Annotated in this window: 12 protein-coding genes; 2 read left to right on the top strand and 10 right to left on the bottom strand. The window is 69.1% G+C overall.

Going from position 1 to position 13,305, the window contains the following annotated elements:
- The first annotated feature begins 12 nt into the window (after positions 1–12).
- Positions 13–2,334, top strand: a complete 2,322-nt coding sequence (locus ABDJ85_RS00565) for an ATP-binding protein (RefSeq protein ID WP_347702779.1) — start codon at positions 13–15, stop codon at positions 2,332–2,334.
- A gap of 9 nt (positions 2,335–2,343) precedes the next feature.
- Here the strand turns inward: ABDJ85_RS00565 and ABDJ85_RS00560 are convergent, their stop codons facing one another.
- The 7 genes from ABDJ85_RS00560 to ABDJ85_RS00530 are packed head-to-tail and all read right to left on the bottom strand — an operon-like array spanning position 2,344 to position 8,318.
- The gene (locus tag ABDJ85_RS00560) at positions 2,344–3,792 is read right to left on the bottom strand and encodes a radical SAM protein (protein ID WP_347702778.1); all 1,449 of its coding nucleotides are present in this window, start codon (positions 3,790–3,792) and stop codon (positions 2,344–2,346) included.
- The gene (locus ABDJ85_RS00555) at positions 3,789–4,526 is read right to left on the bottom strand and encodes a prolipoprotein diacylglyceryl transferase (RefSeq protein ID WP_347702777.1); all 738 of its coding nucleotides are present in this window, start codon (positions 4,524–4,526) and stop codon (positions 3,789–3,791) included. The genes ABDJ85_RS00560 and ABDJ85_RS00555 overlap by 4 nt, the downstream gene beginning before the upstream one ends.
- Positions 4,523–4,783: a hypothetical protein gene (locus tag ABDJ85_RS00550; RefSeq protein WP_347702776.1), complete on the bottom strand. Its 261-nt coding sequence runs from the start codon at positions 4,781–4,783 to the stop codon at positions 4,523–4,525. Before ABDJ85_RS00550 ends, ABDJ85_RS00555 begins: the two co-directional genes overlap by 4 nt.
- Entirely contained in the window at positions 4,767–5,036 is a 270-nt protein-coding gene (locus ABDJ85_RS00545; RefSeq protein ID WP_347702775.1) for a hypothetical protein, read from the bottom strand. Before ABDJ85_RS00545 ends, ABDJ85_RS00550 begins: the two co-directional genes overlap by 17 nt.
- Positions 5,036–6,943: an MFS transporter gene (locus ABDJ85_RS00540; RefSeq protein ID WP_347702774.1), complete on the bottom strand. Its 1,908-nt coding sequence runs from the start codon at positions 6,941–6,943 to the stop codon at positions 5,036–5,038. The genes ABDJ85_RS00545 and ABDJ85_RS00540 overlap by 1 nt, the downstream gene beginning before the upstream one ends.
- On the bottom strand, positions 6,940–7,872 hold the full coding sequence (locus ABDJ85_RS00535) for a DUF2145 domain-containing protein (RefSeq protein ID WP_347702773.1): 933 nt from the start codon (positions 7,870–7,872) through the stop codon (positions 6,940–6,942). Before ABDJ85_RS00535 ends, ABDJ85_RS00540 begins: the two co-directional genes overlap by 4 nt.
- Entirely contained in the window at positions 7,869–8,318 is a 450-nt protein-coding gene (locus ABDJ85_RS00530; protein ID WP_347702772.1) for a hypothetical protein, read from the bottom strand. Before ABDJ85_RS00530 ends, ABDJ85_RS00535 begins: the two co-directional genes overlap by 4 nt.
- Positions 8,319–8,441: 123 nt before the next feature.
- Here ABDJ85_RS00530 and ABDJ85_RS00525 point away from each other — a divergent pair, with 123 nt between their 5' ends.
- Positions 8,442–9,182 carry a helix-turn-helix domain-containing protein gene (locus tag ABDJ85_RS00525; protein ID WP_347702771.1) on the top strand — a complete coding sequence of 247 codons (741 nt, stop codon included), beginning with the start codon at positions 8,442–8,444 and terminating at the stop codon, positions 9,180–9,182.
- 6 nt (positions 9,183–9,188) lie between these two features.
- Here ABDJ85_RS00525 and ABDJ85_RS00520 read toward each other — a convergent pair whose 3' ends face one another.
- Genes ABDJ85_RS00520 through ABDJ85_RS00510 form a run of 3 tightly spaced genes read right to left on the bottom strand, consistent with a single transcriptional unit; the run spans position 9,189 to position 13,249 of the window.
- A complete protein-coding gene (locus ABDJ85_RS00520; protein ID WP_347702770.1) occupies positions 9,189–9,887 on the bottom strand; it encodes a CAAX prenyl protease-related protein in 699 nt (232 codons plus the stop codon).
- A gap of 8 nt (positions 9,888–9,895) precedes the next feature.
- Complete coding sequence (locus ABDJ85_RS00515; RefSeq protein WP_347702769.1) at positions 9,896–10,750, bottom strand: 23S rRNA (adenine(2030)-N(6))-methyltransferase RlmJ; 855 nt, start codon at positions 10,748–10,750, stop codon at positions 9,896–9,898.
- Between the two features lie 12 nt (positions 10,751–10,762).
- Positions 10,763–13,249 carry a hypothetical protein gene (locus tag ABDJ85_RS00510; protein WP_347702768.1) on the bottom strand — a complete coding sequence of 829 codons (2,487 nt, stop codon included), beginning with the start codon at positions 13,247–13,249 and terminating at the stop codon, positions 10,763–10,765.
- Positions 13,250–13,305: the final 56 nt, after the last annotated feature.

Raw genomic sequence — 13,305 nt, 5'->3', positions numbered from 1 at the left:
GCAGGAGTCCCCATGGTTCGACGAGTCCAGGAGTTGAGTGCCGCCGCCCGCGTGAGTGGGCGGGTGCTGGCCTCGCCCGGGCTCGAAAAAGCACCGGTGCTGGACCGCATGTGCTCGCAGTTCGTGCTGACGCTCACCGTCAAGCACGCCGGGCGCTTCAACCTGCGGCGGGACTTCAACGGCCTGCTCTCCTTCACCGGCCGCCACCTCGTGTGGCCCGTGCGCGTGCTGCAGCGCCTGCGGCTTTACCTGCTGCAGCGCTGCGCCAGCAATGAGCTCTGGCGCGGCCAGGAAGTGCTGTCGGACGAGGCCTTCCTCGACCGCTTCGGGCGCTGGAACGGCCCCTTTGCCGAGGGCACGCTGTTCTTCTACCTGGACGAATACGCCAAGGACGCGCCCAAGGACATGATGGCCTTGCTGGCCACCACCTGCGAGCACCTGGACCGCCAGCTCAAGCAGGAGTCCACGCTGATCGAGAAGAACATCGCCCAGCTCGGCACGCTCTTGCAGCTCAACCCCGCCGAGCGCGCCATCCTGCTCTACGGCACCTTGGCCCGCTACCAGCGCGAGCTGCGCGGGGCGCTGGTCGAGTTCAAGGTCAACACCGCCCACGAGGCCTTTGCCGCCATCGCGGCGGTCGCCGGCGTGGACGAGCGCGAAGTGGCCGAGGCCCTGCGCGCCGGCTCGCGGCTGGAACGCATCGGCATGGTCGAGAACCTGATCTCCGAGCACAACATCACCGACCTCGCCGACCTCATGAAGGTCAGCGACCAGATACCGCCCGTGCTGATGCGCGAGTACCAGGGCCCGCACGACCTGATGGCCGTGTTCACACGGCCCGCCACGCGCAGCACCCTGGGCCCGACCGACTTCTCCTTTGTGGCTGACGACCTGGCCTTGCTGCAAGGTTTGCTCAAGACCGCTGTGGCCACGCAGGCCGCCGGCGTGAACGTGCTGCTCTACGGCCCGCCGGGCACCGGCAAGACCGAGCTGGCCAAGGTGGCCGTGGCGGCGGCGGGGCTTGATCTCTACGAAGTCGAAGCCGCCGACCGCGACGGCAACTCCCTTTCCGGCCGTGACCGCTACCGCAGCCTGCAGATCAGCCAGGTCTTCTTGAAGGCCAGCGGCAATGTGGCCCTGCTGTTCGACGAGGTCGAAGACGTCTTCCCGCCACTGTCCAGCGACACCGCCAGCCTCATCGCCCGGCTCGACGCCAGCGGCGAGGGCGCCAGCGGCACCGGCTCCTCGGTCAGCGGCAAGGCCTGGGTCAACCAGATCCTGGAAACCAACCCCGTGCCGGTGATCTGGGTCACCAACCGCATCGAGCAGATCGACCCGGCCTTCCGCCGCCGCTTCCAGTACCACCTGGAGCTGAAGTCACCGCCGCCCGGCGCCCGCCAAGGCCTCGTCGCCCGCGCGCTGGCCGAGGTGCCGGTGAGCGAAGCCTTTGTGGCCAAGCTGGCCGAGCGCCCGGGCCTCACGCCTGCACAGATCCGCACCGCCGCGCGCTTTGCTCAACTGGCCGGCCAGCCCGACCAGGCCGAGCGCCTGATCGAGCGCCAGCTGCAAAACGCCGACAAGGCCCTGGGCCGCAACGACGCCGCCACCACCGCGCGGCCCTGCGTCACCAGCTACGCGCTCGACCTGCTCAATGTCGAGAGCCGCTTCGAGGTGCCCCGCATCGTCGAGGCCCTGCGCCGCAAGGGTGCCGGCCAGATGTGCTTCTACGGCCCCCCGGGCACCGGCAAGACCGCGCTGGCCGAACACATCGCCAGTGAACTCGGCCGCCCCTTGATGGTCCGCCGCGCCAGCGACCTCTCCAGCAAATACGTCGGCGAGACCGAGCAGAACATGGCCCGCATGTTCGAGACCGCCGCCGCTGAAGGCGCCGTGCTGCTGCTCGACGAAGCCGACAGCTTCCTGCGCAGCCGCAAGCACGCCGAGCGCAACTACGAGGTCTCCGAAGTCAACGAGATGCTCGCCGGCATGGAGCGCTACCCCGGCCTCTTCATCTGCACCACCAACCTCTTCGAAGACCTCGACGAAGCCGCGCTGCGCCGCTTCGCGTTCAAGATCCGTTTCAAGCCGCTCAAGCCCGAGCAGCGCGAGCGCATGTTCGAGAACGAAACCGGCACCGCACCCACGCCTGAGCAATGCGAGCGTCTGGCCGTGCTTGACTGCCTCGCCCACGGCGACTTCGCCGCCGTCCGCCAACAGGTCGAGATCCTCGGCGATGCATTTAGCCCCGACGAGTTCTTGGCCCAGCTCGAAGTCGAGCACCGCGCCAAGCCGGGGGTGCGGGAGCGCAAGGGGATGGGGTTTACCTCGCGCTGAGTGCGGGCTTCAGGCCACACTGATCGGAATGCTGCTGCGCCGCTGGCGCGCCGCATCCAAGCCCTCCCGAATCCTCGCCAAAGCCACCGCCTTCTCGTCGCGGTAGAACAGGTTGTAGGCCTCGAAAGGGATCATGCGGCCGTCGGGCTGGGCCATGTGGACGCAGCTCTTCTTGAGCGCGCGGATGTCGAGGGATTGGGCGTCCATGAACTGGACGATGAGCACGCGGAAGACGTCGCGGTAGCTGAGCTGGGGGGCGTCGATGCGGGGCAGGCAGCAGAGCAACTCCGAGAGGCAATTGCTCTGGCTCTCGGGCGAGTGGTTGGTGGAGAAGAGCTTGAAGAGCTGGCTGCGCAAATCCAGGTCACGCTCGAAGCTGATGGTGCTGCGGTCGCCGGCCAGCAGGGTCGCAGGGTCGACAAAACGCGTGAGCGGCACCAAGCCGCCGCCGGGCTTGCGCAGTGCGTAGGCCATCGCGAGCGTGTCGGGGTTGCAGGGCACGGGCAGCACGTCTTGCAGCGTGAAGCTGCCGCTCTGCTCAGCGATGCGGCGGCGCAGTTCGCTGACCGTGAGGCGGTGGCGCGCGGGGTCGTAGCCTTCGACGCGGCCGGCGTCTTGGATGGGCTGCAGGGTCACGCCGCGCACGCAGGCGAAGGACTCGCCGTGGCGAATGATGTCGCCCACCTCGTCGTCGTTGACGCCGCGCTTGACGGTCATCACGAGCGTGGTGGAGATGCCGAGTTCATCGAGGCGCTTGAGCGCCGCCTCGTGCGGGCCGCGCAGGTCGGCGCCGCGCAGGTCCATCAGCGCCTCGCGGCGCAGGGAGTCGAACTGCAGGTAGACCTCGATGCCGGGCGCATAGCTTGCCAGTCGCTCGGCAAAGGCGGCGTCCTGGGCGATGCGCAAGCCGTTGGTGTTGACCATCAGGTGCTTGATGGGCCGCGCGCGTGCGGCGTCGAGGATCTCGAAGAACTGGGGGTGCAGCGTGGGCTCGCCGCCCGAGATCTGCACCACGTCGGCCTCGCCCTCGCTGGCGACGACGGTGTCCAGCATCGCGATCACTTCAGCAAAGCTGCGGTGCGTGGTGCGCTCGGGGCCTGAGCCCGCGTAGCAGGTGGGGCAGCGAAGATTGCAGTGGTCGCTGATCTCGACGATGGACAGGCAGCTGTGCTGCATGTGGTCGGGGCACAGGCCGCAGTCGTAGGGGCAGCCGTACTTCATCGGCGTGGCAAAGCGCGCCGGCATCTCGGGCGGCTTGACGTAGACCTCGCGGCACAGGCGGTAGTAGTCGGCGTCATCGCTGACGAGCACGCGCTCGGTGCCGTGGGCGGGGCACCACTTGTCCATGTAGACCTGGCCGTCCTTGACGAGGATCTTGGCCTCGACGGGGTGCAGGCAGGTGGTGCAGACCGACTGCGTGGTGTCGTAGAAGAGATAGGGGCGGACTTTGCGGGTCATGGGTGCACGAGCGTGGGCCGCGCGTCGCGCCACACGAAGGGGAGGTAGGCCAGCAGGGCGATCAGGCAGGTCCACTGGATGCCCGAGAGGCCGAGCGGGTAGGCGACCGGCACCGGCTTCAGGAACTCGACCAGGAAGCGCCAGCCGAGGTAGCTGGAGAGGAAGAGTTTGAAGGCGAGGCCTGGTGTTGCGGCGAGCTTGGGTCGAAGGTGGTGAAGTGCGGCGCCGAGCAAGCCGAGCACCGCGATCTCATAGAGCTGAGTCGGGTGGCGCGTGAGGCCATCGCCGAAGTCCACGCCCCAGGGCAGCGTGGTGGGCAGGCCGAAGGTGTCGTCATGCAAGCCCGCGATGAAGCAGCCCACGCGGCCGACGCTGATGCCCAGGACCAGCGGCAGCACCATCGCGTCGCCCGTGCTGCGTGTCTGATGGGTGAGCTTCTTAGCAATCTCGACGCCGATCAGCCCACCCAGCAGCCCGCCGACGATGCTCTGCCCCGGCCACAGTGGCTGGCCTTGCAGCAGTGCGTTCAAGACGTCAGGCCGCTCGATCAGGAACACGAGCTTGTTGCCGATGCCGGCGCCCAGCAGCAGGCCCACCAGCACCGCGAAGTTGCCCGGGGCCATCGGCCCCGCTTGGCGCGGCATGCCTCGGCGCCACAGCCACGCGCCCCCCGCCATGCCGGCCCATTCGAAGAGGCTGTGCACCCAGCCGGCGGTGTGCAGGTCCAGGCTCATGGGCGCTGGAAGACCAGGCTGAGCAAGCGCCGCAGCACCTTCCAGGCCGCAATGCCGCAGATGAGCAAGCCCGGCACGGCGATGAGCAAAAACATCCACTCGGCGCTGGGGCGTCGGCTATCGGCCAGCAGGGACAGGCTGACGAAGCCGCCGCAAAAGCTCAGGGCGCCAAAGCCCAGCAACATCACCAGCAGCACGCCGATGAGCAGCAGGCGCGGGGCGCCGTGGAACTTGGGGGCGTCAGGGCGAGGGCTCATCGGGTGTCGTCGTGGCGGCAGAAGCTGGGTTGCGCCACACCTTGAGCAGCAAGCGCACGGCCAACCAGCACAGCCCGCCACCAATCAGGAGACTGGGCACCGCGATGACGAGCGCCGCACCGGCGTAGTTCTCAGCGCCGCCGCGTGTCACGTCGGGCAGGGCCATCAAGGTGAAGGCGGCGCCGCACAGGCTGGCCGCGCCAAAGCCCAGGGAGAGCAGGCACAGCAAGAAAAGCGCTATCCAGCGGCCCATCAGGCGATTCCTTGTTCCAGTTCTTGGGTCACACGCGCCTGCAGCGCTTCAGGCGACACCGACTCAGCGGTCAGGGGTTCGCCCACGCTCAAGCCCACGTGGTTGAACACACCTCGGCGCAGCGGCTGGGACATGGCCTTGCCGCCGGCGTGCGAGAAGAAGCTGCCCCACAAGTTGTGCAGCGCGCAGGGGATGACGGGCAGGCTGGCGCGGTGCTCGTCGGGCAGGTCGGCCAGGATCTTCATGACGCCGCCCTTGAAGGGTTTCATCTGCCCGTCGCGGGTGAGGCCACCTTCGGGGAAGATGAGCAGCAGCTCGCCGTCCAGCAGCACGTCGCGCGCGGCGGCAAAGGCGGCGGCGTAGGCGGCGGGGTCTTCGCCCTTGGGTGCCACAGGGATGGCCTTGACGAGGCGGAAGAACCAGCCGAGCACGGGCGTGGCAAAGATGCGGTGGTCCATGATGAAGCGGATGGGCCGGGGGCTGGCTGCCATCAGCAGCACCGCGTCCACGTAGCTGACGTGGTTGCAGACCAGCAGGGCCGCGCCGCGCGTGGGGATGTGTTCGTCGCCGCGCACCTTGAAGCGATAGACCCAGTGCGTGAGCACGAAGGCGAAGAAGCGCAGCAGGTACTCGGGGACGATGAAGAAGATGTAGCCCGCCACGATGGCGTTGGCGATGCCGAGCACGAGGAAGAGCTCGGGGATGCTGCAACCCGCTGACAGCAGCGCGCCTGCGATGAGCGAGCTGGCGATCATGAACAGCGCGTTGAGGATGTTGTTGGCCGCAATGATGCGGGCGCGGTGGCTGGGCTTGGCGCGCAGCTGGATGAGCGCATACATGGGCACGCTGTAGATGCCGGCGAAGAGGGCGAGCAAGGCCAGGTCTGCCAGCACGCGCCAATGCCGCGCCTCGGCCAGAAAGGCGCTGACGGAGAGCGCGTTGGCCGGCGGCAGCGCGCGCGAGGCGAAGTAGAGGTCAATGGCGAAGACGCTCATGCCGATGGCCCCGAGCGGCACGAGGCCGATCTCGACATGGCGGCGCGACAGGCGCTCGCACAGCAGCGAGCCCACGCCGATGCCGATGGAGAAGGTCATCAAGAGCACCGAGGCCACGTGCTCGTCGCCATGCAGCACCTCTTTGGCAAAGGCCGGGAAGTTGGCGAGGAAGACGGCGCCAAAGAACCACATCCACGAGATGCCGAGTAGCGAGCGGAACACGGCCACCTGCCGGTGCGCGAGCTTCAAGTTGGCCCAGGTCTCGGTGACGGGGTTCCAGTTGATCTTGAGGCCGGGGTCGGTGGAGGGGCTCTCAGGAATCGCCTGCGCCGTGAGCCGGCCCAGCACCGCGAGGCCAAAGGCCGACATCGCCACCGCCTGCGCGCCGACCTGGGGCAGGGCGATCAAGAGGCCACCGGCCAGGTTGCCGAGCAGGATGGCGACGAAGGTGCCCATCTCGACCATGCCATTGCCACCGGTGAGCTCGTGCTCGTCCAGGTGCTGGGGCAGGTAGGCGTATTTGACGGGGCCGAACAGCGTGGAGTGCAGGCCCATCAGGAAGACGCAGGCCAGCAGCGCGGGTACGTGGGATTGCATGAAGCCCCAGGCTGCCAGTGCCATGATGCCGACCTCCAGGCTCTTCACGAGCTGCATCACGCGGGCTTTGTCGTACTTGTCGGCCAGCTGCCCGGCGGTGGCCGAGAACAGCACGAAGGGCAGGATGAAGAGCGCGCCGATCGCCAGCCCCGCGAGGCTGGGCGGCAGCCAGGCCAGCTGCAGGTGGTAGGTCACCAGCACCGTGAAGGCGAACTTGAACAGGTTGTCATTGCCCGCGCCGAGGAATTGCGTCCAGAAGAAGGGCGCAAAGCGGCGCTGGCTGAGCAGGCTGAACTGGTTGGCGGAGTGGCTCATGACGGACGGGCTGTCGGCGTGGCGGGATTCTGCATGGCCGCCGGGCTTCGTGGGGCTGGCGAAACCGCCTGCAATACCACGCGCACCGGCGCACTCGCGCGGCCGCTGCGGGTCAGCCAGTCGAACACGGAGTCCACGGTGACCGTCTCGATGTGGCCGGCAAAGCGGCGGGCCGTGGGGTGGTCGTCAAAGGCGATGTTGGCGCGCGTGAGCCGTGCGCCCAGGCGTTTGGCGGTGTTGATGCGCAGGTCGGTCGGGTGGTAGCCCTGGGCGCGCAGCCAGGCCTGGGCGGCGCGGCGGTCAGGCACAGGCTGCGGCGCGGCGGCGAGGGCCAGGGTCTCCAGCGCCCACTGGTTGCTCTGCTGGTAGGTCTGGCCCCAGGCGTAGGCCACCATGCTGTAGTGCGGCTCGTGCAGGGCCACGGCGGTCGTCGGCTGCGCGAGGGCCGCGAGCAGTTGCTGCTGCAGCGCCGGCTCGGGCACCACGTAGGCGGCCTCGTAGCGGTGTGGCCGGTCGAGGAAGAAATCGCCCAGGCCCTGGCGGTAGATGGCGGCGTCGGCGGTGCCGCAGTCGTTGAGCTTGTGCAGCACGCGCCAGGCGCCGGTGGCTTCGTCGCTCAAGCAAACGAAGGGCCGCTCCCGAGTTGCTTGACCCCCTTGGGGGGCGGGTTGGGCGCAGCCCGGCCCTGGGGGCACACGGTAAGCGATGCCGAAGTGGGACCACTGCAAGCGGTAGGCCGACAGGTCCTGCCCCGCGCGGGCCAGCAGGACGACCTGGGCGCCGCTCGCGTCGAGCTGCTCGGCGGTCTGCTGTGCCAGCGTGAGACCCAATTCCACCTGGCGCGTGGTGAGGGGCTGGTCCTCGCAGGTCTGCCCGGCATGGGCGGCCAGCGAGACCGCCAGCAGCGCCGCCGTCAGCAGGCGTCTCACCGCGACACCTTCTCGTGGTGCAGCAGCGCCTTGCCCACCTCATTCGGCACGAAGGCGATGGCCTGCCCGGCCACCGACAGCACCGTGCCCGCCCCGACCGCAGAGGCGACCACCGCCGTGCCGGCCAGCGTGGTCGACGCGGCCAAGGCGCGGCCGGTGACGCGCAGGCTGATGCGGGCGCCATCGCTGGCGCGCTCCAGCACCCACAGCGTGCCGCCGGCCACCGCCGTCACGCTCACCACCACCAGGGTGCCGCCGGCCACCAAGAGGGCCGAGGGTGCGACCGTGGCGGTGACGGACAGCGCCACGGGCAAAGCCGAGAGGGTGCTGGCGCTGACGGCCGAGGGGTCGCCGTGGGCCTGGCTGGGCGAGCTGGCGAGGCTGAGGCTCAAGGCCGCGCCGAAGGTGAGGGCGAACAAGCGTCGTGAGGCAGGGCGAGGGGACATGGATGGGTCCAGCAGTCGAACACGGGGCCTGATCCTGCGCAGCGGCCGCCGGCTGGCAAGCGCTGGCTGCGCTGGATGCAGGCAGTGCTACCTGCGGTGTCATCCTGCGCTACCGTCCGGGGCATGACGACCACGCACACCCTTGTCGCCCTGCTCAAGTCCGAGCTCAAGTCGCAGGGCCTGAGCTATGCCGATCTGGCGCGGGCCTTGTCGCTGTCGGAGTCGAGCGTGAAGCGCATGTTTGCGCCGGGCGGGGAGATGCCGTTGTCGCGGGTGGACGAGGTCTGCCGCGTGCTGCGTTGCGACTTCGCCGACCTGGCGGCGCGCCTTGTGACCGAGCAGCCGGCGCAGCGCGAACTGACGGTGGCGCAGGAGCGCGCGGTGGTGGCCGACACCAAGCTGCTGCTGGTGGCCATCTGCTGCCTGAGCCAGTGGACGGTGGAGCAGATGCTGGCGGCCTACCGGCTGAGCGAGGCCGAGGTGGTGAAGCTGATGGCGCAGCTGGACCGGCTCGGCATCATCGAGCTGCGGCCGCTCAACCGCTACAAGCTGCGGGTGTCCAAGACCTTCAGGTGGCGGCCGCGCGGGCCGGTGATGCAGTTCTTCCGTGAGCGGGTGGTGCAGGACTTCTTTGACGCGGGCTTTGATGGCGAGGGCGAGCTGCTGATGCTGGTGCACGGCCAGCTCTCGACGGCCGCCGCGCGCGACCTGAACGATCGCCTGCGCCGCGTGGCCGAGGACTTTGCGCGCCAGCACCTGCTGGACCAGAAGCAGCCCGCGGCGGACAAGCGCAGCTACTCGCTGGTGCTGGGCATGCGGTCCTGGCTGTTTGAGGCCTTCAAGGACCTGCAACGACCTCGTTGACAGGCTCTACCAGAACTCCCAGCGCCCCGTCTGAATGACCCAGAGTCCGAGCAGGGCGTTGGTGACCGCATGCGCGACCACGGCGCTGGCCAGGTGGCCGCGCCACCGATACAGCCACGCATAGGCCAGGCCGGCCACGATGGCAGCCAGCCAGAGGGTGTGGGCCAGCATGAAGACGAAGGTGGACAGGACCAGGCCCTTGAACCCGACGCGTGTGGGTTCGACGCGCTCGAACTGCGGGTGCTCGATCCAGCGCATCAGGAAGCTGCGCCAGAACAGCTCCTCCATCAGCGGCACGACGAGCACGGCGCCAAGAAGCCGGATGGCGATCAGCGCTGCGTCGGGGCGGCCCTGGGCGTCCAGCGGCACAAAGGGCGCGGTGGCCGTGCTGAGCTGCATCCAAGGGGCATCGAGATGGATCCAGGCGACGAACACGGCCACACCCACGCCCACGGCCAGCAGCAGCTCGCGCGCATCGGGCCAGTTTTGGCGCGTCAGCTCGCCGTACTCGCGCCGCCACAGCCACAGCAGGGCCAGCGTGGGCAGGGCTTGCAGCGCATAGAGCCAGCGGGTGTCGAGCTGCAGGCTGCTGGCCACGGACTCGGGCAGGTAGCCCCGCAGCGCCAGCATGGCCATGAAGAGCACGAAAGGCAGGCAGCGGGCGACGGCGGCGGGGCTGAAATTGCCGAGGGTAGGTGGAGGCATGCGCGTTGTCAGGCGGCTCGTTGTTCGAGCACGTAGTTAGCGCCGTCGTACTGGCCCAAGGCATCGACCAACACCGGGAGGCAGGCCGCCAGTTCGTCGTGCAAGGTGTAGGGCGGGTTGACGACGAACATGCCGCTGCCCAGCATGCCAAAGCCGCGTTCGTCAGCCTGCGTCACGGTGAGGCGCACGTGCAGCCAGCCCTTCTTGGCGGCGGTGTCGGCGCTGGCCTTGAGGCGCTGCACCAGCTGGCTCGATTCGAGCAACTGCAGCTGCGGGTACCAGATCATGATCACCGTGTCGGCAAAGCGCTGCAGGGCCTCGCGCAGGGCGGCCAGCACGCGGGCGTAGTCGGTCTTGATCTCGTAGGGCGGGTCGATCAGGAGCGCGGCGCGGCGCCCCGGCGGGGGCAGCTCGGCCTTGAGGGATTCGAAGCCATCGCGGTCGCTGACCTGGGTCTGCGGCCGGTCGGCCAGGAAGGACTCGAGGATGCGGTGGTCGGTGGGGTGCAGCTCGTAGGCGCGCAGCCGGTCGGTCGGGCGCAGCAGCAGCGTGGCCAGGCCGGGCGAGCCGGGGTACTGGCGCAGCTGGCCGTCGGGGTTGAAGGCGTGCACCTGGTCCACGTAGTCCTGCAGCGGCGCGGGCAGGTCGGTGGCGTCGTAGAGGCGGCCAATGCCGCTGCCGTACTCGCCATTCTTCTGCGCGTAGCGGCCCTCGATGGAGTAGCCGCCCGCGCCGGCGTGGGTGTCGATCAGGGTGAAGGGCTTGTCCTTCGTGGCCATGTAGCGCAGCACGCGCGTGAGCACGAGGTGCTTGAGCACATCGGCGTGGTTGCCGGCGTGGAAGGCGTGTCGGTAGGCGAGCATGCGCCCGATTGTCTATGCCGATCGTGGCAAGCCTTCGCCCGGCATGGCGCGCAGGCCCAGGCCCAGCAGCATCAGCAGGAAGAACAGGAAGCCGATGCGCGAGGCGTCGATCAGGCTGTCAAAGGCGCCCACCACGGCAAAGCCGATCAGGGCTGCGACAAAAGCTGGCGCCAGCGGGTGGTCGCGCCCACGGCCGACCGAGAGCCGCACCAGCACCAGCACATAGGCCGTGCCCAGCAGTGCCAGGCCCACCAGGCCTTGCTCGAACAGCACATGCAGGGCTGCGTTCTTGAAGTGCCAGGGCAGGTGGTGCTTGTCGCTGGAGAAGAACCAGTGCGCCATCTCGCGGTTGAAGTCGCCATTGACCAGCAGCGGGCGCCCGGTGCCGTCCAGCAGCGCGACGCGGGCGATGTCGATGCGCACGCCCGGCGTGCCCACCGCCATCGAGAAGGTGACGGCGCGGCTAAGCAGGCCGCTGCCGCCGAGGTCGCTGGGGGTTTTCAGCTCAATGTCATAGGGCTGCCACAGGGCCACGGGCTCGCCGCCGTCAGACGGCACGACGGGCTTGACATGCACGCCCCGGTCCGAGCAGTTGCCGATGTAGATCAGGTGGCGCTCGCAGACCTCGAAGCGCAGGTCGCTCTCGACGCCCGAGCGGGCCAGCACGCGCACGCGCATGGTGGGCGTGGTGGGCGCCTCGATGCGCTGGGTGATGCGGAACATCTCGCCATAGCTGAGTGAATGCTTGCCGCCGGTGAGCGCGAGGAAGGACTCGTCGCCTTCGGTGCGCAAGCGGTAGTCGCCGATATGGCTCTGGATGGGGCCTTCGTAGAAGTGCGAGGCCACGAAGCGCCCCGCGCCCTTGCCCAGCAGCCATTGCTCGGGGCCGTGCATCAGCTGCAAGCCCGCCTGCCAGTGGGCGATGCGCAGCCTGCCGTCTTCCTTCCAGGTGGCGGCGCGGTCGCGCAGGTAGGCGCCGCCGCCGAGCAGGGCAACCACGGCCATCACCAGCACCAGGCCAGCCACCAGCAAGGCGCGCTGACGCAGGCCGCGGTAGCCCGTGCTGCGCAGCGGCCAGAAGCGGGCGTCGAGCAACTGCACCGACCACAAGCCCCCCAGCGCCAACAGGGCGGCTACTGAGGTCCAGCGGGCTGGTGTGCCACCCCAGTAGTCGGCCACGATCACCATGCTGGCCAGCAACCAGAACCAGGCCGCGCAGACGGCGGTGACGTAGAAGGGCTGGGCCAGACCCGGCTTGTCGCGCCAGCGCAGCAGGCCACACACCACCAGCGCCACCGCGTAATTGACGTAGGCCGCCTTGGGCACCGCCATCGACAGCGCCCAACTGGCCCCGCCCGCCAGCGCGCCCAGCAGGGCGCCCAGCATCAACGCAGTGACGCGCAGGCCCACCCCTGGCAACCACAGGCTGGCCGGCATGCTCAGCAGCACCAGCATCACGCCGAGCAGGGCGATCAGGCCCCGGTACCCGCCGCCCGTGAAGACCAGCACCGACGCCAGCGCGAACGCGGCCGCCATGGCCAGCGCACCGAGCTTGGCCAGGCGCGGCAGCGGCAAGGCCACCGTGCCCACCCCGGCCTGGGTGCTCTCGGGGTCCACCGCATGGCTGCGGCGGCGCTGAGCGTCGGCCAGCAGCAGCATGGGCACCAAGGCCAGCGGCAGCGCCAGGTAGACGCCGCGCGAGAAGGTCGTCAGGCAGGCATAGGCCGCCAGCAGCACCACCCCCAGCATGCTCACGAAGTAGGCCGGCGAGCGCGTGCGCAGCAGGGTCAGCACGGCAAAGGGCAAGGTCATCACGAGGAAGCCGTCCAGCGCGGCGCCGCCCACGTGCATCTCCCAGAACGAACCCGTGGTGCGGTAGTCGCTGGAGAAGTCCAGCAAGGCGGTGTAGGCCGCACGCTCCCAAAGTGCGGCCAGCGCCGCGGCCACCAGGGCTAGCACCAGGCCGCCTCGCAGCGCACGGGTGAAGCGGCGTGGCTGCATGCGCGCGGCTTCCACCCACAGCGGCAAGAGCGCCAAGGCCAGGAAGATGGCCTTGCTGTTGCGCACCGCGTTCATGGGCTCGTGGTAGCCCTGGAACCAGCCGAACTGCCAGCCCCCAGCGTCCTGCACGCCGCGCCACAACCCGTGCAGCGCGCTGGCGGCCAGGGCCAGCACCAGGGCGGAGGTGGCCGCCGGGTAGGCCAGGCCCTGGCGCCAGGCGGGCGCCCGCTCGCGGGGCCCAAGCCCAAAGGCAAAACCGAGGTTGCCGCCGCTGACCACGGCCGTCACCAGCAGGTCCATCTCCTCGAAGGTGATCCAGCCCGTCAGCGGCGCCAGGCCGCACACCGCCAGCGGTGCCAGCACGAAGAGCGGTGTCTGCACCCAGGCCACGGCCGACATCAGGGCCACGGCCAGCCACAGCGCCACGGCCACCAGCCCCGACAGCGGGTGGTGCCAGGCCAGCTCCAGGCCGACCGTGCCGCACAGCAGGGAGGCCATCAAAGCAATCGCCCCCGAGGGCCATTGCGGCAGTCGGGGGCGAAGCTCGTGCAGCC

Origin of the sequence: Roseateles paludis, from assembly GCF_039872745.1 — a bacterium.
In the GTDB taxonomy this organism is placed as follows: domain Bacteria; phylum Pseudomonadota; class Gammaproteobacteria; order Burkholderiales; family Burkholderiaceae_C; genus Pelomonas; species Pelomonas paludis.
Note: the sequence above shows the minus strand (reverse complement) of the source record. Positions and strands in the feature narration are given on the sequence as shown.

Coding starts and splice junctions, on each gene's coding strand:
- ABDJ85_RS00565 (WP_347702779.1), top strand. CDS start 13: ATGGTTCGACGAGTCCAGGAGTTGAGTGCCGCCGCCCGCGTGAGTGGG.
- ABDJ85_RS00560 (WP_347702778.1), bottom strand. CDS start 3,792: ATGACCCGCAAAGTCCGCCCCTATCTCTTCTACGACACCACGCAGTCG.
- ABDJ85_RS00555 (WP_347702777.1), bottom strand. CDS start 4,526: ATGAGCCTGGACCTGCACACCGCCGGCTGGGTGCACAGCCTCTTCGAA.
- ABDJ85_RS00550 (WP_347702776.1), bottom strand. CDS start 4,783: ATGAGCCCTCGCCCTGACGCCCCCAAGTTCCACGGCGCCCCGCGCCTG.
- ABDJ85_RS00545 (WP_347702775.1), bottom strand. CDS start 5,036: ATGGGCCGCTGGATAGCGCTTTTCTTGCTGTGCCTGCTCTCCCTGGGC.
- ABDJ85_RS00540 (WP_347702774.1), bottom strand. CDS start 6,943: ATGAGCCACTCCGCCAACCAGTTCAGCCTGCTCAGCCAGCGCCGCTTT.
- ABDJ85_RS00530 (WP_347702772.1), bottom strand. CDS start 8,318: ATGTCCCCTCGCCCTGCCTCACGACGCTTGTTCGCCCTCACCTTCGGC.
- ABDJ85_RS00525 (WP_347702771.1), top strand. CDS start 8,442: ATGACGACCACGCACACCCTTGTCGCCCTGCTCAAGTCCGAGCTCAAG.
- ABDJ85_RS00520 (WP_347702770.1), bottom strand. CDS start 9,887: ATGCCTCCACCTACCCTCGGCAATTTCAGCCCCGCCGCCGTCGCCCGC.
- ABDJ85_RS00515 (WP_347702769.1), bottom strand. CDS start 10,750: ATGCTCGCCTACCGACACGCCTTCCACGCCGGCAACCACGCCGATGTG.
- ABDJ85_RS00510 (WP_347702768.1), bottom strand. CDS start 13,249: ATGGCCTCCCTGCTGTGCGGCACGGTCGGCCTGGAGCTGGCCTGGCAC.